The organism is Azospirillum sp. B21 (genome assembly GCF_008364825.1).
Lineage (GTDB): Bacteria > Pseudomonadota > Alphaproteobacteria > Azospirillales > Azospirillaceae > Azospirillum.
Genome location: NZ_VTTO01000027.1, coordinates 1 through 19,280, shown reverse-complemented (window position 1 = coordinate 19,280; position 19,280 = coordinate 1). Strand labels below are relative to the sequence as shown.

General features: G+C 68.0%; 22 protein-coding genes. 7 read left to right on the top strand and 15 right to left on the bottom strand.

The annotated features are described in order from the left end of the window. Positions 1-32 precede the first annotated feature (32 nt). The 15 genes from FZ983_RS31510 to FZ983_RS31440 all read right to left on the bottom strand — a co-directional run bounded on the left by FZ983_RS31510 (position 33) and on the right by FZ983_RS31440 (position 14,004). The gene (locus FZ983_RS31510; protein ID WP_149228605.1) at positions 33-1,046 is read right to left on the bottom strand and encodes an ABC transporter substrate-binding protein; all 1,014 of its coding nucleotides are present in this window, start codon (positions 1,044-1,046) and stop codon (positions 33-35) included. 26 nt (positions 1,047-1,072) lie between these two features. Next, the gene (locus tag FZ983_RS31505; protein ID WP_149228603.1) at positions 1,073-1,933 is read right to left on the bottom strand and encodes an ABC transporter ATP-binding protein; all 861 of its coding nucleotides are present in this window, start codon (positions 1,931-1,933) and stop codon (positions 1,073-1,075) included. 6 nt (positions 1,934-1,939) lie between these two features. Next, positions 1,940-2,752 (bottom strand): ABC transporter permease subunit, encoded by an 813-nt coding sequence (locus tag FZ983_RS31500; protein ID WP_149228601.1) that lies wholly within the window; start codon positions 2,750-2,752, stop codon positions 1,940-1,942. A gap of 128 nt (positions 2,753-2,880) precedes the next feature. Next, positions 2,881-3,786 carry a LysR substrate-binding domain-containing protein gene (locus tag FZ983_RS31495; RefSeq protein WP_149228599.1) on the bottom strand — a complete coding sequence of 302 codons (906 nt, stop codon included), beginning with the start codon at positions 3,784-3,786 and terminating at the stop codon, positions 2,881-2,883. Positions 3,787-3,816: 30 nt separating this feature from the next. Further along, positions 3,817-4,800, bottom strand: coding sequence for an ABC transporter substrate-binding protein (locus FZ983_RS31490; RefSeq protein ID WP_149228597.1), 984 nt, complete (start codon positions 4,798-4,800; stop codon positions 3,817-3,819). Further along, the gene (locus FZ983_RS31485) at positions 4,790-5,638 is read right to left on the bottom strand and encodes an HAD-IIB family hydrolase (RefSeq protein WP_211103021.1); all 849 of its coding nucleotides are present in this window, start codon (positions 5,636-5,638) and stop codon (positions 4,790-4,792) included. The genes FZ983_RS31490 and FZ983_RS31485 overlap by 11 nt, the downstream gene beginning before the upstream one ends. Then, on the bottom strand, positions 5,635-6,525 hold the full coding sequence (locus FZ983_RS31480) for a TauD/TfdA family dioxygenase (protein ID WP_149228595.1): 891 nt from the start codon (positions 6,523-6,525) through the stop codon (positions 5,635-5,637). The genes FZ983_RS31485 and FZ983_RS31480 overlap by 4 nt, the downstream gene beginning before the upstream one ends. 9 nt (positions 6,526-6,534) lie before the next feature. Continuing rightward, positions 6,535-7,569 (bottom strand): ABC transporter substrate-binding protein, encoded by a 1,035-nt coding sequence (locus tag FZ983_RS31475; RefSeq protein WP_247884062.1) that lies wholly within the window; start codon positions 7,567-7,569, stop codon positions 6,535-6,537. 20 nt (positions 7,570-7,589) lie between these two features. Further along, positions 7,590-9,221, bottom strand: a complete 1,632-nt coding sequence (locus FZ983_RS31470; RefSeq protein ID WP_149228592.1) for a rhodanese-like domain-containing protein — start codon at positions 9,219-9,221, stop codon at positions 7,590-7,592. Positions 9,222-9,236: 15 nt separating this feature from the next. Next, positions 9,237-9,875 carry a cysteine dioxygenase gene (locus tag FZ983_RS31465; RefSeq protein WP_149228590.1) on the bottom strand — a complete coding sequence of 213 codons (639 nt, stop codon included), beginning with the start codon at positions 9,873-9,875 and terminating at the stop codon, positions 9,237-9,239. A gap of 12 nt (positions 9,876-9,887) precedes the next feature. Next, complete coding sequence (locus FZ983_RS31460) at positions 9,888-10,682, bottom strand: ABC transporter ATP-binding protein (protein ID WP_149228588.1); 795 nt, start codon at positions 10,680-10,682, stop codon at positions 9,888-9,890. Then, positions 10,676-11,728 carry an ABC transporter permease subunit gene (locus tag FZ983_RS31455; RefSeq protein WP_149228586.1) on the bottom strand — a complete coding sequence of 351 codons (1,053 nt, stop codon included), beginning with the start codon at positions 11,726-11,728 and terminating at the stop codon, positions 10,676-10,678. The genes FZ983_RS31460 and FZ983_RS31455 overlap by 7 nt, the downstream gene beginning before the upstream one ends. Positions 11,729-11,777: 49 nt before the next feature. Further along, the gene (locus FZ983_RS31450) at positions 11,778-12,398 is read right to left on the bottom strand and encodes a malonic semialdehyde reductase (protein ID WP_149228584.1); all 621 of its coding nucleotides are present in this window, start codon (positions 12,396-12,398) and stop codon (positions 11,778-11,780) included. Positions 12,399-12,425: 27 nt separating this feature from the next. Then, positions 12,426-13,760, bottom strand: coding sequence for a phenylacetate--CoA ligase (locus FZ983_RS31445; RefSeq protein WP_149228583.1), 1,335 nt, complete (start codon positions 13,758-13,760; stop codon positions 12,426-12,428). A 43-nt stretch (positions 13,761-13,803) separates the two neighbouring features. Continuing rightward, entirely contained in the window at positions 13,804-14,004 is a 201-nt protein-coding gene (locus FZ983_RS31440; protein ID WP_149228581.1) for a hypothetical protein, read from the bottom strand. 383 nt (positions 14,005-14,387) lie between these two features. On the opposite strand from FZ983_RS31440, the gene tauA reads away from it, so the two are divergent. From tauA to FZ983_RS31410, 7 genes are all read left to right on the top strand, one after another. Next, the gene (tauA, locus tag FZ983_RS31435; RefSeq protein ID WP_149228578.1) at positions 14,388-15,404 is read left to right on the top strand and encodes a taurine ABC transporter substrate-binding protein; all 1,017 of its coding nucleotides are present in this window, start codon (positions 14,388-14,390) and stop codon (positions 15,402-15,404) included. A 25-nt stretch (positions 15,405-15,429) separates the two neighbouring features. After that, the gene (locus FZ983_RS31430; protein ID WP_149228576.1) at positions 15,430-16,233 is read left to right on the top strand and encodes an ABC transporter ATP-binding protein; all 804 of its coding nucleotides are present in this window, start codon (positions 15,430-15,432) and stop codon (positions 16,231-16,233) included. Then, on the top strand, positions 16,230-17,081 hold the full coding sequence (locus FZ983_RS31425; protein ID WP_149228575.1) for an ABC transporter permease subunit: 852 nt from the start codon (positions 16,230-16,232) through the stop codon (positions 17,079-17,081). The genes FZ983_RS31430 and FZ983_RS31425 overlap by 4 nt, the downstream gene beginning before the upstream one ends. 57 nt (positions 17,082-17,138) lie before the next feature. Then, the gene (gene tauD / locus FZ983_RS31420; RefSeq protein ID WP_149228573.1) at positions 17,139-17,990 is read left to right on the top strand and encodes a taurine dioxygenase; all 852 of its coding nucleotides are present in this window, start codon (positions 17,139-17,141) and stop codon (positions 17,988-17,990) included. A gap of 132 nt (positions 17,991-18,122) precedes the next feature. Next, on the top strand, positions 18,123-18,323 hold the full coding sequence (locus FZ983_RS31415) for a hypothetical protein (RefSeq protein WP_149228571.1): 201 nt from the start codon (positions 18,123-18,125) through the stop codon (positions 18,321-18,323). Then, entirely contained in the window at positions 18,320-18,460 is a 141-nt protein-coding gene (locus FZ983_RS34415) for a hypothetical protein (RefSeq protein WP_188092591.1), read from the top strand. The genes FZ983_RS31415 and FZ983_RS34415 overlap by 4 nt, the downstream gene beginning before the upstream one ends. Then, on the top strand, positions 18,460-19,032 hold the full coding sequence (locus FZ983_RS31410) for an ABC transporter substrate-binding protein (RefSeq protein ID WP_188092590.1): 573 nt from the start codon (positions 18,460-18,462) through the stop codon (positions 19,030-19,032). Before FZ983_RS34415 ends, FZ983_RS31410 begins: the two co-directional genes overlap by 1 nt. The last annotated feature ends 248 nt before the right edge of the window (positions 19,033-19,280 follow it).

Sequence of the window (19,280 nt, the reverse complement as noted above, 5' to 3'; positions counted from 1 at the left end):
GGATCGGGATGGCGTCAACGGGCCGATAGGGCTCAGCCGAGCGGACGCGACAGGATGTCGGTGAAGCGGCGGTCGAAGGCCGGGGCGATGTCGATGCGCTTTGGCAGCACGCTCAGCTGGTGGAAGGTATCGGCGACGTTCTGAGCCGAAGCGATGTCGGCATCGGTGATCGGTGCCAGATCGCGCTGGCGGGAATTCTTGCGCAGGATTTCCAGGTCGGTTTCGACCGGCACGCCGATGGCGGCGGAATGGACCTGGGCCCAGCGCTCCAAATTGGCGGCGCGCCAGGCGAAGGCGCGGCGCAGCCGCAGGAAATAATCGCCGAGGGCGGCCGACTTGCCCGGATCGGTCAGTGCGTCGGGCGAGGCGAGATACAGGTAATTGCCCGACAGGTAGCCGTTGGAGGTGACGAGGACTCGCGCGCCCTTCTTGATGGCGAAGGGCACCGAGTAGCCGTAGATCGCCCAGGCTTCGAGCGCGCCCTGCTCGAAGGCGGCCTGTCCTTCCGACGGCGTCAGGCTGATCGCCTGTATGTCGGTAAAACGCAGTCCGGCCTTGCCCAGCATCTTGGCGAGATAGTACTGCGTGGTGGTGGCGCGGACATAGCCGACGCGCTTTCCCTTCAGGTCGGCGACCGACTGGATCGGGCTGCCGGACGGCACCAGAACCACCTGCCAGTTCACGTCGTCCTTGACCACGGCGACGATGGACAGCCGGGCACCGGCGGCGATGCCGAAGGCGGGCGGGATTTCGCTGCTGGAGCCGACATCGATGGAACCGGAATTGATCGCCTCGACGATCAGGTTGCCCGACGCGAACTCGGCGAACTGCGACCGGAAACTGGACCCGGCGTTGCCGGACGCCTCCAGCGTCAGCCCGTCCAAAGCCTTGTAGTCGGCGATGCGCAGGACGGTTTCGGATGCTGGGCCGGAGGCGGCCTGCGAAAGGCCGGGCAGGGTGCCCAGTGCCAGGGCGCCGCAGGCTCCGCGCAACAGGCTGCGGCGGCCGAACGGGGTGGAGGGGAGGCGGACAATATCGGTCGTCATGGCGGCGGGTCCGTCGGCTTCGAGAGTCAGAGGCTGGGCGCGGCGGCGGCACCGGCGGGAAGGCCGTAGCTGCCGGGCTTCGCGCCAGCTGCCCTGGTGTCAGTTCCCTTGGCGTCGATGCGCTGCGGTTCCCGTGCGGCCAGATGCTCCTCGTCGACACCAAGCTCGGCCAGCAGGCGGGAGCGTAGTGCGATGAAGCCGGGGTCGCCGTGGCGGCGTGGGCGGGCGAGCGGGATCGGGATGTCGGCGGCGATCTTGCCGTCCGCCATCACCACGGCGCGGTCGGCCAGCAGCAGAGCCTCGTCCACGTCATGGGTCACCAGCAGGATGGCGGGGGCATGGGTGCGCCACAGCGTCTCCACCAGACCCTGCATGCGCATCCGGGTCAGGGCGTCCAGCGCCGCGAAGGGCTCGTCGAGCAGCAGCAGGCGCGGTTCGCGGACCAGGGCGCGGGCCAGCGCCGCCCGCTGCGCCTCGCCGCCCGACAGGGTCAGCGGCCAAGCACGGGCGCGGTGGGACAGCCCGACCTCCGCCAATGCTGCAAGGCCGCGGACTTCGGCATCCGGATGGCGCAAGCCCAGCGTGACGTTGCGCAGCACCCGCATCCAGGGCACCAGCCGCGGCTCTTGGAACACCACGGCGCGCTCCTCTGGCAGCTGCACGTCGCCTTCCGGCGCCGGGTCCAGCTTGGCCAGGGTGCGCAGCAGCGTGGACTTGCCGCAGCCAGAGCGGCCGAGAAGGGCGGTGAAGGTGCCCGGCTGAAGGTCGAGCGACAGGCCGTCCAACACATTGCCGTTGCCGAAATTGCGGACGAGGCCGCGGACGCTGACGACGGGCTTGCCGGTTGTGTACGGGGAGACGGGGATCGGGGAAAGGGCGTGGCTCATGGAGGGTCACTCCTTGATGAAGGCCGGGCGCCAGACCAGCGCCCTGCGTTCAATGAGGCGGACGATCAGGTCGGCGAGCAGGCCGAGGATGGCGTAGACGATCAGGGCGACGATGATCACGTCGGTGCGCAGGAACTCCCGCGCCGTCATCGCCAGATAACCGATGCCGCTGGAGGCGTTGATCTGCTCCCCCACCACCAGGCTGAGCCAGGCGACGCCGAGCGCATAGCGCAGGCCGGTCAGGAAGGCCGGCAGGGCGCCTGGTAGGATGACCTGGGCGATCAGCTCGCGCCGGGTCAAGCCGAGGGTGGAGACGGCCTCCACCACCTTGGCGTCGACGGTGCGGATGCCGGCGAACAGGTTCAGGTAGATCGGGAAGGCGGTGCCGAGCGCCACGAGCGCGATCTTCGGCGTCTCGCCGATGCCAAACCACAGGATGAACAGCGGTACCAGGGCCAGATGGGGCAAGGTGCGCAGCATCTGAAGCAGCGCGTCCAGCGCATCCTCCCCCCGCCGCGACAGGCCGGCGATCAGCGCGCAGACGGTGCCGGCAGACACGCCAATGGCGAGCCCGGCACTGACCCGGCCGAGCGAGACCAGCAAATGTACCGCCAACTCGCCGCTAACCGTCAGATCCCAAAAGGCGGTCAGGATCTGGCTCGGCGAAGGAATGGAGCGGGTGGAAATCCAGCCGAACCCGACGCTGGCCTGCCACAGCACCAGCAGAGCCAGCGGCACCACGCAGCGGCGGAGACCCGCCGGAAGAATCAATGCGCGGGATCGGCGTCCCGGCGTTTGGGTTGCGGCGGCTGCCGTCATGATTCCTCCCGAGGCCGTCCGGTTGCAGTGGCTACGGGAGAAATCGTATCTCTATTGCGTGAATAGGAAAAACAAAAAACACAAAGCAGACTGTTGAGAAAAATTTAAGTAACTAATTTGTTATGTGATTATTGGTCGCCCGCGTCGCGCAGGACCGCGCTCAGCGAGTCGGCCAGGATCCCATGCAGGCGCTCGACCGCAGGGTTGGCGGCGGACGGCGCGCGATGCAGTTCCAGCGGGACCGATCCCAGTTCCGGCAGGTCATGATGCGGCTCAAGGGGCACCAGCGTGTCGGGCAGGCCGAGCGGCGTGCGGATCGTGACGCCCAGCCCGGCCTCCACCGCCGCCCACAGGCCGGACAGGCTGGGGCTGGTGAAGGTGATGCGCCAAGGGCGCCCACCGCCATCCAGCCGGTCGATGCCGTGCTGGCGGAACATGCAGGGCGCGTCGAGCAGGGCCAGCGGCAGGGGGGTCTCCGGGTCTGCACGGAAGCCGTCCGGCGCGACCCAGGCAACCGGCAGATGGGCCAGAGTGGCCGCTCCGGTCGTCGTCTTTGCGGAATCGCCACCGATCTCGCCGAAGGCCAGGGCAAGATCGAGCGCACCCTGCGCCACCCGCTCGCGCAGTTCGCGCCCGCGGCCGACCTGGGCCTCGACATGGATCCGGGGATGCGCACGGTGGAAGGAGCCGAGCACGGATGGCAGCCAGCGTTCTGCCAGATCCTGGGGAAAGCCGACCCGCACGGTGCCGTCCATCGCCCGGCCGCGGGCGGCCGACAGGGCCTCGTCGTTCAGGGCGACGATGCGTCGGGCATAGCCCAGCAGCAGGTCGCCGGCATCGGTCGGCGTCACCGTGCGCCCGGCCTTGCGGAACAGCGGCTGGCCGACCTGCTCCTCCAGCTTTTTCATTTGCAGGCTGATCGCCGATTGGGTCCGCCCCAGCCGTTCGGCGGCGCGGGCGAAGCCGCCATGCTCCATGGCGATCACCAGCGCCCGCAGCACATCCATGTCGAGGTTGGTTGGAAGCATCGCCATTCCGCATCGCCTTCCTGCGGTTCGCCGCCGTCAGGCCGGCAGCGCGCTGTTGAAACCGGGATCGAAGATCGCCGCCGCGTCCAGCCGCTTGGGAATGATGCCGAACTCCCGCCAGACATCGGACGTCGCCTGCTGGTCGGCGATAACCGAGGCGTCGATAGCAACCGGCCGTGCCCGCTCGACGCCGAAAGTGTGGCGGGCGATGGCGGGATCAACCCCGACCGTCCTGGCCCAGATGCCGGCATAGGCGTCGCTGTTCTCCAGGGCCCACAGCCGGGCGGTGGAGAAGCGGCGGATCAGGTCGGCCAACGCCTCGCGCTTGGTGGATATCGCCTCCAGCGTCGCGGACTGATAGGACAGGCCGCTCATCAGGCCGGTGCCGGTGACGACCGCGCGGGCGCCGTCCACCAGCAGCGCCTGTGAGACATAGATGCCCCAAGTTGACCAGGCGTCGATGGAGCCGGCGGCCAGCGCCGATTTGGCGTCGGACGGCAGCAGGAAGGCGATCTTCACGTCGTCCGGTTTCAGCCCGTTCGCCTTCAGCGCCGCCAGCACGAGGTAATGGCCGATGGAGCCGCGCCCGGTGCCGATGGTCTTGCCCTTCAGGTCGGCGACGTTGCGGATGGGGGAGGCGCCCGGCACCAGGATGGTGGTGCTCTGCGGGTTGGAACGGACGGCGACGATGATCTTGGCCGAGGTACCGGCCGCCAGAGCGAAGGTGGTCGGCGCGTCGCCGGCATAGCCGACCTCGATGGCGCCGGCGTTCAGCGCCTCCAGCAGGGGGGCGGCGGCCGGGAACTGGCTCCATTCGATGCGGTAGGGCAAGTCGGCCAGAAGCCCGGCGGCCTCGATCACCGATTGTACGCCGCCCTTCTGGTCGCCGACCTTCAGCACGGTGCCGGCGGGAATGGCCGCCCGGGCCGGCCGCAGGGGCGCGAGCCCGGCGGCGAGCGCGCCGACACCGAGGCCGAGAGCATGGCGGCGCGACAGGAAAAAGGGTCGATCAAGGCTCATGATGGTCTCCTGCGGAGCGGGGCTCCGGGAAAAAGGGGGACGGGGTCCGTGCGGCCAGCAGCGCGTCGGCCAGTTCGACGAAGCCGTCGCCGCCAGGGCCACGCGTGATCCAGGCCGGCGGGCGGGGAATGTCGGACAGGAAGGCGATGACCGTGCTGACGCCGACGGAGGTCGGGAAATGGGCGAACATCGGCGCGTCGTTGACCGAATCGCCGGCATAGGCGACGGTCTCCGGTGCGGCGTCGATGTCGAGGCCATGAACCTCGCGCATCACCCGGCGCGCCATGCCGAGCTTGTCGTAGCCGCCGAACCAGCCGAGCACCCATAGGGAATTGACCGTCACCTCCGCTCCGGCGTTGCGGAAGTGGCGGACCAGCGCCGTTCGCAAGGCGGGATCGGAGGGCAAGCGGAAGGCGAGGCTGCACAGGCGGAAGGACTGGTCGCTCGCCAATTCCGCCTCGGGCAAAACGGCGTGGATAGCCTGCCGCAACTGCTCCAGCCGCCTTGCGGCCAGCGTCCGCTCCTCCTCCCCGTGCCAATAGCGGCGCTCGACATCGCCATCGGCGGTACGGCGCAGGAACAGGCCGCCATTCTCGGCGATCACCCCGTCCACTGGCCACATGCGCGCCATCTGGTCGGCCCAGCCCGCCGGGGCGGCGGTGACCGGCAGGACCGGAATTCCGGCATCGCGCAGCCGCTCCAGCGCGTCATAGGTGCAGGCGGACAGGCGGCCCCGGTGGGTGAGGGTGTCGTCCATGTCGGTCAGGACAAAACGCACGCGGGCCAGGGCCTCCGCCGGTGCCTTCGCCAGCGGACGCAGGGCGGCGATGATGGTCATGCGGCCACCGTCCGCCGCGGGTCCTGCCGACGGTCCGCGGGCACGGCGATCTGGGTGCGGTGCATGCGGCGGCGCTGATCGGCGGGGAAGGGGTCGCGGCGATGCATGGTCCAGCGGTTGTCCCACATCACCAGATCGCCGACCCGCCAGCGGTGGTGCCACGCAAGCTCCGGGCGCACCGCCGCCGCCCAGATTTCATCCAGCAGCGCCTCGCTCGCCGCCACCGACAGACTGGGGATGTGGGCATGGGGACGGCGGCCCAGCAGCAATGCCTTGGCGCCCGTCACCGGGTGGGCGATGACCAGCGGATGCACCGTGCCGGGCGAGGTGGCGACATCGGCCGGCGGGGAGAAACCCTGACGCAGATAGCCGCCGCTGTTGGTGGTGCTGTCATGCTTGATCGAAAGCCCCTCCACCCGCCGCTTCAGCGGTTCGGGTAGGGCGTCATAGGCGGCGAACATGCTGAGGAAGCCGGTGTCGCCGCCCTCGGCCGGCACCTCCAGCGCATAGAGGCTGCTGGCGTAGGGCGGCGTCTCTAGATAGGTCATGTCGGCGTGCCACACCGACTCTCCCGCCCCCAGCGCGCCGATGGGCCGGCCATTCTCCGTGATGTTGGAGATGACGTAGACCTCCTCGTAGCCCGGCGCGTGCAGCCGGCCGTTCTCGGTGATCGGCGCCTTGTCGAGCGGACCGAAATGGCCGGAGATGCGGACGAGGTCGGCGTCCGAAAGAGTCTGTTCGCGGAAAACCAGCACCAGATGGTGGTCGAGCGCTTCGACCAGGGCCGACGCCGTGGCGGGTCCGAGCGGCCGGGACAGGTCGAGGCCGCCGATCTCGGCACCCAGCGTGGGCGTGACCGGATGGATGGTGAAATCGGTGTCGGGCATGGCGGAACCTCAGCTGCCGGCGCGGTCGTGGATGTCGGCGAAGAACAGGTCGCGCCAATCCGCCGGCCGGTTGCGGATGGAGCCGATGCGCGCCATGAAGTCGGTGAAGGTGCCGATGCCGCGCGGGGCGAGGTCGTAAGAGATCTCCGGATGCGCAATCATCGCCGCCACCTCCTCCACGCCGAGCTTGGAGTTCTCGATGCGGATGTAGGCGCGAGCGGCTTCCTGAGGGTCGGCCTTGATCTGCACCACGGCCTCCTCCAGCGCCGCCAGCACCGCCTTGGTCAGCTTCGGGTTGGCGTCGTGGAAAGCGGCGGACGTCCACAGCGCGCTGAAGGAGGCCGGGCCGCCCAGCACGTCGTAGCTGCTCAGCACCTTGTGGATCTTCGGATCGCGCAGCTGCTGGTCTTGGAAGGGGGGGCTGGTGAAATGGGCGGTGATCTCGGTCTTGCCGGACAGCAGGGCGGCGGTGCCGTCGGGGTGGGCCAGCGAGACGGTCTGGGCGTCCAGCTTCGCATGCTGGCCGGGGCCGAAGGTCTGCTCCGCCGCGATCTGCAGGACGATGGCCTGATAAGAGGCGCGGACCGACGGCACGACGATGCGGTCCTTGCCGGTGAAGTCCTTCAGGCTCTTCACATCCGGCCGGTTGGTGTTGAGATAGGCCGGCTGAGCGTTCAGCGCCGCCAGCCCGCGCAGGTTGGCGTTCCCCTTCGTCTTGTCCCAGGCGATGATGAAGGCCGGCACGCCGGCCGCGCCGAAGTCGGCATTGCCGGACAACGTCGCCTCGGTGATCGTCGTTGGATTGCCGAGCGGGGTGTAGCTGGCTTTCACCTCTCCCAGGCCGGCGGCGCGCGCCTGCTTCTCCACCAGCCCCTTGTCCTGCATGACGTAGAGCGGCAGGTAGCCGAGGCCGAGGTTGCGGGCAAAGCGGACCTCCGTCGCCTCCGCCCGCGCCGGGGTTGGCATTAGGCAAGGGAGCCCGGCAGCGAGCAGCAGTGCCGCCCCCAGAAGGGTTCGGCGCGGGATGGGAGAGGGCGCGGTCATGGCGGATCTCACCGAAGTCATCAGATGACGTGGAAATTGTGGGCGCCGTCGCGCTTGAGCTGGTCGACCAGTTCAAGTTCCCAGTCGATGTAGCCCTGCATGGCGGCGGCGCTGTTGTCGGTGCCCTCGTAGGGGCGCTTGTAGACGTCGTCGGGTTCCCCCCCCAGCCGGTCGAGATCGGTGCTGAGCGGCAACCCGGCAGCGACCCAGCCCTTGGTCCCGCCCTCCAGCAGCAGCGGGCGTTGTCCGCCAGAAAAACCGGAAAGGGGGAAGTCGGCGACGGCATATCGGGTCAGCGTGCCGTCGCCGCAGGTCAGCACCGGCCGCACCCCCTTGGGCAGGCGGGCGATGGTCTCGGCCAGCCGGGCACGGGTGGAGAAATACGCTCCCGGAATGTGTCCGGCGCGGTAGCGCGGGCTGCGGGTGATGTCGATCACCGCGGCCTCGCCATTCTCCAGCAGGGCCAGCAGGTCGCGCGGTGCGACGGTCTGAGCCCCCACATCCGGTTCCGGGGGCAGGCGGCGGCGGTCGGGACCGCTCTCGCTGCCCAGGGCCGACACGTCACCCTCCAGCACATGCACCTCCCAGCCGAGCTGGGCGAGCCAGGAGGCGGTCATGTCGGCGCGCGGACCGCCGCCGCCGGCCGGATCGTCGGCCAGCACGATGCGGGCACCCCGCACCGCCACATATTCGTCTGTCGCCTGGACCAGCTGGCCGCCGGCGGCATGGCGGAAGCCCGGCAAATGGCCGGCCTCGTATTCCTCCGGGGTGCGCACGTCGAAGAGATGGAGCGTGCGGCGCTCATCGCGGCGGAAACGGTCGAGCGTCGTCGCATCGATCCTGCCGACGCCGGCCCGGTCGGCCACCGCGCGTGCTGCTCGGCGGCCCTGAGCGTCGCCCTCGGCCGAGACATCCGGAAAGCGTCCCTCGTTGCCGCTGTCCAGCGTCAGCCCCGCCAGCGTCCAGCCGATGGTGCCGTTGCGCAGCGCCGCCACCCGGTTGGGGATGCCGGCGTTCACCAGGGACTGGGTGCCGATGATCGAGCGCGTGCGGCCAGCGCAATTGACCACCACCAGCGTGTCCGAGTTGGGCGCGATGTCGTGGACGCGCTTGACCAGCTCCGCCCCCGGCACGCTGATGCCGCCGGGGATCGACATGGTGCGGTACTCCTCGAAGCGGCGGGCGTCGAGGATGACCAAGTCGGCCCTGGCGTCGATCAGCGCCTTGACCTCGGCTGCCGACAGGGACGGGGTGTGGCGGTGATGCTCCACCCATTCGCCGAAAGCCTTGCTGGGCACATTCACGTCCCGGTAGACCTCGAAGCCAGCGGCGATCCAGCCGGCCAACCCGCCCTCCAGCAGCGTCACGTCGCTGTAGCCGAGTGCCTGGAGCCGGCGAGCGGCCGGCTCGGCGTAGCCCTCTCCGTCGTCGTAGACGGTAATCGGCACGTCGTGCCGCGGCAGCAGGTTGTAGACCAGCAGTTCCACCCGGCTGAGCGGCACCGACACGGAGAACAGCGGATGGGCCAGCGAATAGGGGCCTTCCTCCCGTGCGTCGAGCAAGGCGACTTCGTCACGTTCGATCCAGGCGCGGCGGATGTCGGCGGGGCGGCGGGTAGCAAACGGTGCGGCTTTGGTAACGGCTGCGGTCATGGCGGTGATGGATCCTCAGGCGGCGTGGGGGACGGGCTGCGAGCGGTCCCATAGGTTGGGCAGGGCGCTGTTGGCGTAGCCGGAGATGAAGGGCTTGCGCTGGCCGGTCAGCGGGTCGAACACCGTCCGCCGGACGGCGCCGATGTTGCCGCCATAGACATGGATGCTGATGGACGGCCGGTCGGGCAGGGCGTTCGAGATGGCATGGACGTCGCCGATGCGGGGCGACACCGCCTCCACCGACCCGGCCTTCAGGATTTCGGGCGGATGGGCCACGGGCGGACCACCCTGGGGCTGGAGGTCGAAACGTTGCGACCGCTCCATCCCACGCAGGATGCCGACCAGGCCCCAGACCGTGTGGTCGTGGATCGGCGTGCGCTGCCCCGGCCCCCAGACGAAGCTGACGACGGAGAATCGCTCGTACGGGTCGCAATGCAGCAGATACTGGCGGTAATGCACCGGGTCGGGCTGGGCATAGGCGTCGGGCAGCCAGTCGTCGTCGGCGATCAACCCGGCCAGCAGGACGCGGCCAGCATCGAGCACGGCCGCCTCGTCGTCGCCATGCCGCTCCACCAGCCGGGTGAAGTCGGCGATGAAACCGCGCAGGCGGGGGAGGTTCGGGATGGCGGTATCGGGTGGGAGGCTGTCGGGCATAGTCGGGTGTCCTCACCAGGTCTCGGCAAGGCCGAGCAGTTCGAGAATGCGGTGGCGAAGCTCGGTCAGAACGGGATCGCCGCGGTGGCGGGGATAGGGACGGTCGATGGGTAGGTCGGCCTTGATGCGGGCCGGGCGGCCGCTGAACACGATCACGCGGGTCGCCATGAACAGCGCCTCTTCGATGTCGTGGGTGACCAGCAGGCCGGTGAAGCCCGAACTGCGCCACAGATCGACCAGCTCGCTCTGCATGGCGAGGCGGGTCAGGCTGTCTAGCTTGCCCAGCGGTTCGTCGAGGATCAGCAGGCGGGGGTCGTTGACCAGGGCACGGGCCAGCGCCGCGCGCTGGGCCATGCCGCCCGAGAGCTGGTGCGGATAGGCCTTCTCGAAGCCGGCCAGCCCGACCAGCGCCAGGGCCTTGTCGATCCGATGGCCCTGGGAGCGCTGCAGGCCGCGCGCCTCCAGCCCGAGGGCGACATTGTCGCGCACGGTTCGCCAGGGATAGAGCGTCGGATCCTGAAAGACGACGACGCGCGACGGGTCCGGGCCGTCGATGGGACGACCGTCGGCCATGATGCTGCCGCGGCTGGGCGGTTCCAGCCCGGCGACCAACCGCAACAGGGTGGACTTGCCGCAGCCGCTCGGCCCCAGCAGAGCGACCAGTTCGCCCGGCTCCACCCGAAGTTCCACCTCGTCCAGCACGAGCAGCGGCGCGCCATCCAGTTCGAAGCTGTGGCTGACCGCCTGCACGTCGATGGTCATGCCGGCCACCACAGCTCGGGTGTCGGTGTTTTCGAGCGCTACCATTTGAGCATTCCCTTCTGCCAGGCGAGCAGGCGGTCGCGGACGCGGAACAGCAGCGTCACCAGACCGGAGCAGAGCAGCGCCATCACCAGCAGGGCCGCGTACATGTTGCCGTAGGCGGCCCAGCCCTGGGCCCATTGCAGGTACCAGCCGACCCCGGACTTCACGCCCAGCATCTCCGCCACCACCAGAACGGCGAAGGAGGCGCCCAGCCCCATGAACAGCCCGACGAAGACATGGGGCATCGCCGCCGGAACGGCGACCTTCAGCACCAGGAAGCGCGGGGAGGCTCCCAGCGTGCGGGCGATGTCGTAATAGGCGCTGTTGACCCCGGCCACGCCGGACCAGGTGAGGACGGTCACCGGCACGCCGCTGGCGAGCGCGATCAGGAAGACGCTGGCGCTCCAGCTGGTCGGAAAGGCGAAGAAGGCGATGGGCAGCCAAGCGGTGGCCGGCAGCGGGCCGATCAGCCGTAGAACCGGGTGCACCCAATAGCCGACCGCGCGCGACCAGCCGATGGCGACACCGGTCACCACACCCAGTACCGAACCGACCGCATAGCCGGTGACCAGCAGCCTCAGCGAAGCGGCGAAGCAGTCGAGCAGCCGCGGCCAGTCGTCGAGATAGACCTCCAGCAGCGCCTGCGGCGGGACGAAGAAGGGCCGCGGCAGCAGATTGAGCTTGGCGGTCAGGATTTCCCAACCGGTGACGCCCAGTGCCAGGGCGATCAGCCAGGGAACGGACGCCGACAGGCTGGCAATAGCGGATTCCAGCCGGCTGCGCGGCGCCGGGCGGATCGCCGCGGCCAGCAGGGCGGCCAGCACCAGAAGACCGGCGGCGACCACCAGCAGGCTGGCGAACTCGCCGGTCCGTTCCCACTCCTGGGCATCGGCGGCGTCGGGCCACAGAGCCGTCACCCCGGAGGCGGCGAACCATAGCAGGGCGGCGGCGGAAAAACGCAGGAGGAGGTTGGACGGGAGGCCGCCGCCGATTGGCAAGGCTCCGCCGTTGGCCGCCGGCAGGGCGGCGGCCGTGTCGTTCACGCTCATGATCGATCTCCCGTTCGGCCGGGATTTGCCGGCCGCTACGGCGTTGGGCTCAAAGGATCACCACCGCCTTCGACGCGTCCAGCCTCGGTGCGCGCGGGCGCGATGGCGGGCCGTCGGCATGGCCCAGCGCCACCAGCAGGTTCGTGCGCAGCCGGCCGTCGGCGAAGAATTCTGCATCCACCGCTTCGGCGTCGAAGCCGGACATCGGCCCGGCATCCAGCCCCAGCAGCCGGGCAGCCAGGATCAGGTAACCGGCCTGGAGCGAGCCGTTGCGGAAGGCCGTGGTCTCGGCCAGCGACGGCTCGTCGACGAACATCGGCGAGGGGTCGTAATGCGGGCTCAGCAGCGGCAGATGTTCGAAGAAGCGGCGGTCATAGGCGACGATGGCGATGGCGCCGGCCGTCAGTTTGGATTGGTTGCCACGGCTCAGCGCCGGGCGCAGCCGCTCCTTCGCCTCCGGCGTGGTCAAGAAGACGAAGCGCGCCGGGCTGCCGTTGAAGGCGGTCGGCGCCAGCCGGACCAGATCGTAGAGGCGATGCAGGGTCTCCACCGGGAGCGGCCGGTCGGACCAGGATTGCGGCGTGCGGGCGTTGAGGAACAGGCGGTCAGCCGCTGCCTGGGCAATGTTGTCGGGCCGCTGTTCGGTGACGGGAAGAGGGGTGTCCGGCATGTGAGCGGGCTCCGTCAGGGGATTGGGTCACGACCACACATGCTGGCGGCGGTCGTCGATTCGCTTTGCCTTGTGGACGGCCCGGGGCAGGGTGCCGGGGGCGAGCAGGGCGACCTCCGCTCCGACACCGGTGGCCGCTTTCAGCTGGCGGCGAAGTCGGCCTCGTAGGTCTTCCAGATCGCCGTTGAAGCCCTGGGTGTGTTCCGCCTCGACCGTCAGGCGGTCCAGCCGCTCGACCCGGTCCAGCACCAGCCGGTATTCGCCAGTCAGCGCCGGGTCCTGGCGCACCACTGCCTCCACGTCGCCGGGGAACAGATTGACGCCCTTGACGATCAGCATGTCGTCGAGTCGTCCATGCACGCCCTTCAGCCGTAGGGAGGTGCGGCCGCAGCGGCAGGGCTCCGTCGTCACCGACACCACGTCGCCGGTGCGGAAGCGGATGATCGGGCGGGCGCGCTTGCGCAGGGTGGTCAGCACCAGCTCGCCGCGCGCGCCCTCCGCCACCGGTTCGAGGGTTTCGGGATCGAGCACCTCGACCAGGATATGGTCCTCGGCCCAGTGCAGCCCGTCCTTCTCCACGCACATGCCGGCGCAGGAGCCGAAGATGTCGGAAAGGCCGTAATAGTCGTAGACCTCCGCCCCCCACAGCGCCTCGATCCGTTCGCGCGTCTCGGGGATCGAGCCGCCGGGCTCGCCCGCCACGAACAAGCGGCGGACGCCGAGATCGCGGGCGGGGTCGATGCCCTCGCTCTGGGCGGTCTCGCCGAGATGCCAAGCGTAGGACGGCGTCGTCCACAGCGCCGTCGCCTTGAACTGGTTTAGAATCGCCAGCAGCCGTTCCGACGGCAGGGTTCCGGCATGGATGCTGAGCGCGCCCAGCTTCTGCGCGCCCAGCACGCAGGGGCCGCCGACAAACAGCGAGAAGTTCAGCGCATGGGCATAGCGGTCGGTCGGGCGCAGGCCGCTTGACCAGAACTGCCGCGCCTCATAGTCGATCCATTCCTCGAAGTCCTTGGCGGTGAAGGGCGAAGCGGTCGGCACCCCGGTCGAGCCGCTGGAGGCGGAGATGTAGACGATCTCCCGTTCCGGTACGGCGACCAGATCGCCGAAGGGCGGCACCGCGACCTGCCGGTCGCGGATGGTCGCCTTGTCCAGGAAGGGAAAACGCCGCAGGTCGTCCAGCGTGTGCAGATCGCCCGGCGACACCCTCTGTGCGTCGAAGGCGGCGCGGTAGTAGGGCGAGCCTTCGTAGGCGTGCCGCAGATGGTCCTTCAGCAGGTCGAGCTGCAGCTTCCGCCAGTCGGCTCGGCTCTGGGTTTCCAGACCGGGGTGCCAGTATGCGTCGTGGTCCTGAACCGCCACTTTTTCTTGTCCTTCGAGAGTTTGGCAGCGGCTGCCGGCCCGATCAGGCCAGCGTTGCCAGGAGAATGGCCGAGACGATGCCGAGCCCGAGTGGAAGCAGGCCGCGATCCGAAAGATCGTCGCCGCCGAACTCGTCTGTCGGGTCTGCCGCCGGCCCATCGGGCGGCAGACCCGGCAGCATGGGCGTGCCGGAGGGGCAGAGCGACGCCATCACCATCCGGTCGAGATCATTCAAACCCTGCATGGCAGAACCCCTTGTCAGGTGGTGGGTCCGTAGCGCTTCCCGTCTGTTGCCGGGTTTAACGAAAGGCTAATGTTTAATCTCTCTATTGTCTATAGGAAAATAGGAAAAACTGACAAGGTCAAGCGCCTGCTTCGTGTTGGTCGATGTTTTTGACGGAATCGGTACCTCGCTCGGCCAGCCGGAGGCGGAGGGCTCGCTTTCAAATTCGTTCGGCAATCCACCGGCGGTGCAATTATACATTAAATTTACGTAACTATATTCTTTTTCCTTGTTCCTTAGTAGATTTTATGATGACAACGGCGCGAGCGTCGCTTTAGAGTTTACGGACATTCGTTTTTCCGGCGTTCGCAGGCCGGCATTCACACCGTGACGGGGAAACGACGATGAAGCCCATTCTGCCCACCCTCCTTTCTGCCGCGCTGGCGGCGGTCGCCCCCTTTGCCGCCTCCACCATCGCCGAAGCCGCGTCCGGCAAGGTCGTGGTCGGCTATCAGACCGACGCGCTGCCCTCCTCGGTCGCCATCGCCAACGGCGATTTCGTCAAGGCGACCAGCACTGAGATCGACTTCCGCAAGTTCAATTCGGGAGCCGAGATCTTTGCCGCCATCGCGTCGGGCGACGTGCAGGTCGGCTATGTCGGCTCCAGCCCGTTCGCCGCCGCGGTCAGCCGCGGGCTGGACGTGAAGGCGTTCCACCTCGCAACCATCTCCGGTACCGACGAGGCGCTGGTGGTGCGCAACGGCTCCGGCATCGAAAAGCCGTCGGACCTGAAGGGCAAGAAGCTGGCCGCCGCCCCGGTCTCCACCGACCATTACCAGCTGCTCGCCGTCCTGAAGCAGGAGAAGCTGACGGAGCGTGACGCGCAGGTCTTCGCCATCCCGCAGCCGGATATCGTCGCCGCGTGGAACCGCGACGACCTGGACGGCGCCTTCGTCTGGGATCCGGCGCTGACCGAACTGAAGAAGACCGGCAAGGTGCTGCTGACCTCGCGCGAGGTGGCCGACCGCGGCGCTCCGACCTTCAGCGCCTGGGTGGCGACCGCCGCCTTCGCCAAGGACAATCCCGCCTTCCTGAAGAGCTTCGCCGGCACCATCGAGCGCTACAGCGCCTCATTCCGCAACGACAAGGCGGCCTGGGGGCCGGATTCGGAGAATGCGAAGACGCTGGCGAAGCTGCTGGGCGGCACGCCGACCGATCAAGCGTCGGCGCTGACCAATCTGTCGCTGGTCCCGGCGGAGGTGCAGGCCTCCACTGCCTGGCTGGGCGGCGGCGAGGCGAGTGGTGCCGGTAAGATCCTGAAGGATACGGCGGAGTTCCTGAAGGAGCAGAAGAAGATCACCACCGTGCTGCCCAGCTACGGCGGCTTCGTCACCGCCGACTACGTCAAGGACATCCGCTGAGCCAACGGCAGACGGGAGAGCGCCCATGCTCCAGGTCCGCAACGCCAGCGTCTTCTTCTCCGCACGCGACGGCCGGGTGGTGCATGCGCTGGACCGCGCGTCGCTCGATATCGACGCCAACAGCATCGTGGTGGCGCTGGGGGCATCGGGCTGCGGGAAGTCGACGCTGCTGAACGCCATCGCCGGCTTCCTGCCGCTGTCGGAGGGATCGATCACGCTGGACGGCCAGCCGGTCGCCAGCCCCGGTGCCGACCGCGGCGTGGTGTTCCAGAAGGATACCCTGCTGCCCTGGAGCAGCGTCGCCGACAATGTGGCGCTTGGCCTGCGCTTCGCCGGGGTTGCCGCCAGGGAGCGGCGGGAGCGGGCGGAGGAACTGCTGGGGCTGGTCGGGCTGGAAAGCTTCGCCGATGCCGCCCCGCACGAACTGTCGGGCGGCATGCGCCAGCGCGTCGGCATCGCCCGCGCGCTCGCGACCGACCCCAAGATCCTGCTGATGGACGAGCCGTTCGGCGCACTCGACAGCCTGACGCGCGAACAGATGCAGGAATTGCTGATCGACGTCTGGGCCCGTACCGGCAAGCGCATCTTCTTCATTACCCATTCCATCGAGGAAGCGCTGTTCCTCGGCACTACGGTGGTGGTGATGTCACCGCGCCCCGGCCGGATTGTCGCCCGTTTCGATCTGGATTTCGTCCGCCGCTTCGTCGCCGAGCGCGACGTGCGGGCCATTTTGTCGGCACCGGAGTTCGCCGAGTTCTACGACGAGATCCGTTCCCTGGTGCATCGGCCGCATGCCGAGACGGCCTCCCGCCGGACGGTGCTGCAATGACCGATATCGCTCGCCCCGCCGACCGCGTTATCGGCCCCGCGGACCGGCCGAAGATCGTCCGGCTCCACCCCTTCGGCCTGGATGGCGCGCGCACCGGCCCGATCAGCTTCGCCACTGCCGCGCTGCTGCTGGCCGCGTGGTTCCTGGTGACACATTACCGGCTGGTGCCGCCGCTGTTCCTGCCGACCCCGCAGGAGGTGGCGACCCAGTTCCTGGCGGTCGTCGAGGACGGCTATGCCGGCGCCACCCTGTGGGAACATGTGTCGGCCAGCCTCTTCCGCATCTTCTCCGCCGCGGTCATCGCCGCCTCGCTCGGCATCCCGCTGGGGCTGGCAATGGGTCTGAACCGCTGGGCCAAGGGCGTCTTCGACACGCCCATCGAGTTCTACTGGCCGCTGCCGCCGCTCGCCTATCTGCCGCTGATGATCATCTGGCTCGGTATTGGCGAGGTGTCGAAGATCGTCCTGCTGACGCTGGCGATGTTCGCGCCGGTCTGCCTGTCGGCCCAAGCGGGCGTGCGGTCGCTCCCCATTGAACGGGTGAACGCCGCCCTGTCGCTGGGCGCCAGCCGCTGGCAGCTGTTCCGCGCCATCGTGCTGCCCAGCGCCCTGCCGGAGATCCTGACCGGCCTGCGCATCGGCATCGGCGTCGGCTGGAGCACGCTGGTCGCGGCGGAACTGATCGCCGCCACCCGCGGCATCGGCTTCATGATCATGTCCGCTTCGCATTTCCTTGCCACCGACGTGGTCTTCGTCGGCATCGGCATCATCGCCGTCTTCGCCTTCGCCTTTTCCTACGGAATGCGCCTGCTGGAAGCGTGGCTGGTGCCGTGGAAAGGCAAGTCCTGAGGGCAGCCGACCGCCGGAATTCTAACAACCGCCGTACAAAAAGATTGGGGAACCGCCATGCCAGACATCGCCTTGCCCACCCTGACCGTCACGCCCGTCAGCCCCGCCATCGGCGCGCGGGTGGAGGGAATCGACCTTTCCCGTTCGCTATCCGACAGTGAAGCGGCGGCACTGGAACGGGCTCTGGTCGCCCATCAGGTTCTGTTCTTCGAAAACCAGCCCCTGACCCCCAAGGCGCAACGAGACTTCGCCGCCCGCTTCGGTCAGTTGCACATCCACCCGATCTACCCGAAGGTAGCGGAACAGCCGGAGATCATGGTGCTGGACACCGGGCCGCACAATCCCAGCGACAACGATGTCTGGCATACCGACGTCACCTGCATCGAAACGCCGCCGGCCATCGTCGCCCTGTCGGGAAAGCTGATCCCGCCGGTCGGCGGCGACACCGTGTGGGCCAGCAACATCGCTGCCTACGACGGCTTGTCCGAACCGATCCGCCGCCTGCTGGAGCCGCTGAAGGCCCTGCACGACTTCACCCGTTCCTTTCCTGAATGGCGGCACAACGGCGACCCTGAGACCCATGCCCGCTGGAAGGCGGCTCGGGACAAGCACCCGGCGGTGGTCCATCCCGTCATCCGCACCCATCCGGTCAGTGGAGCCAAAGCCCTGTTCGTGAACGAGAACTTCACCGCGCGCATCGTCGGGCTCAGCGACCGGGAGAGCGCGGCGATCCTCGATTTCCTGTACGATCATATCAGCCGGCCGGAATACACGGTGCGCTGGAGCTGGAAAGCCGACGATCTGGTGCTGTGGGACAATAGATCGACCCAGCATTACGCGGTGAACGACTATGCGCCGCACCAGCGCATTATGCACCGCGCCACTGTGCTGGGCGACCGGCCTTATTGAGAAGGAAGGAGAGAAGTGGGGCGTCAATCCTAACCGCGTTCAAAAGCGAATCATCGTTCGGTAAAAACCAAATCCTGCCCCCTCAATCACCATTACCGAACGCAGCAAAGGCCGGCCTTTGCCTTTAAGGCTTTGCAGCTCGACGGCGACAGCGTCGCCGGCCGCAAGGTGGAGGTGATCGTCAAGGACGACACCAGCTCGACGCCCGACATGACCAAGCGCTTGGCCCAGAAACTGGTGGTGAAGGAGAAGGTGTCCGTCCTCACCGGCTTCGGGCTGACCCCGCTGGCACTGTGGCCGCCCCGGTGTCGGAGCAGGAGAAGACGCCGATGATCGTTATGGCGGCGGCGGCCTCCGTCATCACCACCAAATGGCCCTACATCCTGCGCACGTCCGGCACCCTGCCGCAGTCGGCCGCCACCATCGCCCAATGGGCAGCGAAGAATGGCGCCGCCAAGATGTATTCTTAATGGAAACCATCTTTGGGCAGCGCTTCGCCGCGTCCGGCGGCACCGTGGTCGGGGATGTCCGCATCCCGCTGAAGAACCCCGACTACGGCCCCTTCGTGCAGCGCGCCAAGGACACCGCCCCCGACGCGATCTTCGCCTTTGTGCCGTCGGGCGAGGGGGCGTCCTTCATGAAAGGGTTCGCCAATCGCGGTCTGGCCAAGGCCGGGGGGCGGCTGCTCGCCACCGGGAACGTGACGAACGACGACATCCTGCCGTCGATGGGCGACGCCGCGATCGGCACGGTGACGGCGCATTACTATTCCGCCGCCCACCCGTCGCCGGAGAACAAGGCCTATGTCGAGGCGTTCCGCAAGGCGAACGGCGGCCTGCGCCCCAACTTCATGTCGGTCGGCGGCTGGGACGGTATGCATCTGGTCTATGAGGTGCTGAAGAAGGCCGACGGCGACAGCTTCGTCGTCGCCGCCAGGGGCATGAGCTGCACCAGCCCGCGCGGCCCGGTCACCATCGATGTCGATACGCGCGACATCGTGCACGACACCTACATCCGCGGATGTCGAACGGCAAGACGATGAGCTGTTCAACGTCGAGTTCGACATGGTCGCCGCAGTGCAGGATCCCGGCAAGGGCGGCTGACGCCGTCTGCCTGATCCCCGTCGCTCTGTTCCCGGAGCGGGTTTGCTGGTGCCTGAGCTGGGACCGCAAGGCCAACCAGTTATGCGATATCGCATAATGCACGTTATTTTCATAACTGATTTTATGTGCCTGCCCCGTGTAGGCGCAAAGCTAAAATGTCAGTCCAGCGCAACATAGAAGCGTCAGT

Excerpts from the sequence above, each read along its gene's own strand:
- FZ983_RS31430 (WP_149228576.1), top strand. The coding sequence starts at position 15,430 with ATGCTCCAGGTCCGCAACGCCAGCGTCTTCTTCTCCGCACGCGACGGC.
- FZ983_RS31495 (WP_149228599.1), bottom strand. The coding sequence starts at position 3,786 with ATGGCGATGCTTCCAACCAACCTCGACATGGATGTGCTGCGGGCGCTG.
- FZ983_RS31410 (WP_188092590.1), top strand. The coding sequence starts at position 18,460 with ATGGAAACCATCTTTGGGCAGCGCTTCGCCGCGTCCGGCGGCACCGTG.
- FZ983_RS31450 (WP_149228584.1), bottom strand. The coding sequence starts at position 12,398 with ATGCCGGACACCCCTCTTCCCGTCACCGAACAGCGGCCCGACAACATT.
- FZ983_RS31460 (WP_149228588.1), bottom strand. The coding sequence starts at position 10,682 with ATGGTAGCGCTCGAAAACACCGACACCCGAGCTGTGGTGGCCGGCATG.
- FZ983_RS31490 (WP_149228597.1), bottom strand. The coding sequence starts at position 4,800 with ATGAGCCTTGATCGACCCTTTTTCCTGTCGCGCCGCCATGCTCTCGGC.
- FZ983_RS31500 (WP_149228601.1), bottom strand. The coding sequence starts at position 2,752 with ATGACGGCAGCCGCCGCAACCCAAACGCCGGGACGCCGATCCCGCGCA.
- FZ983_RS31510 (WP_149228605.1), bottom strand. The coding sequence starts at position 1,046 with ATGACGACCGATATTGTCCGCCTCCCCTCCACCCCGTTCGGCCGCCGC.
- tauD (WP_149228573.1), top strand. The coding sequence starts at position 17,139 with ATGCCAGACATCGCCTTGCCCACCCTGACCGTCACGCCCGTCAGCCCC.
- FZ983_RS34415 (WP_188092591.1), top strand. The coding sequence starts at position 18,320 with ATGATCGTTATGGCGGCGGCGGCCTCCGTCATCACCACCAAATGGCCC.
- FZ983_RS31485 (WP_211103021.1), bottom strand. The coding sequence starts at position 5,638 with ATGACCATCATCGCCGCCCTGCGTCCGCTGGCGAAGGCACCGGCGGAG.
- tauA (WP_149228578.1), top strand. The coding sequence starts at position 14,388 with ATGAAGCCCATTCTGCCCACCCTCCTTTCTGCCGCGCTGGCGGCGGTC.
- FZ983_RS31475 (WP_247884062.1), bottom strand. The coding sequence starts at position 7,569 with ATGACCGCGCCCTCTCCCATCCCGCGCCGAACCCTTCTGGGGGCGGCA.
- FZ983_RS31425 (WP_149228575.1), top strand. The coding sequence starts at position 16,230 with ATGACCGATATCGCTCGCCCCGCCGACCGCGTTATCGGCCCCGCGGAC.
- FZ983_RS31505 (WP_149228603.1), bottom strand. The coding sequence starts at position 1,933 with ATGAGCCACGCCCTTTCCCCGATCCCCGTCTCCCCGTACACAACCGGC.
- FZ983_RS31440 (WP_149228581.1), bottom strand. The coding sequence starts at position 14,004 with ATGCAGGGTTTGAATGATCTCGACCGGATGGTGATGGCGTCGCTCTGC.
- FZ983_RS31455 (WP_149228586.1), bottom strand. The coding sequence starts at position 11,728 with ATGAGCGTGAACGACACGGCCGCCGCCCTGCCGGCGGCCAACGGCGGA.
- FZ983_RS31480 (WP_149228595.1), bottom strand. The coding sequence starts at position 6,525 with ATGCCCGACACCGATTTCACCATCCATCCGGTCACGCCCACGCTGGGT.
- FZ983_RS31470 (WP_149228592.1), bottom strand. The coding sequence starts at position 9,221 with ATGACCGCAGCCGTTACCAAAGCCGCACCGTTTGCTACCCGCCGCCCC.
- FZ983_RS31465 (WP_149228590.1), bottom strand. The coding sequence starts at position 9,875 with ATGCCCGACAGCCTCCCACCCGATACCGCCATCCCGAACCTCCCCCGC.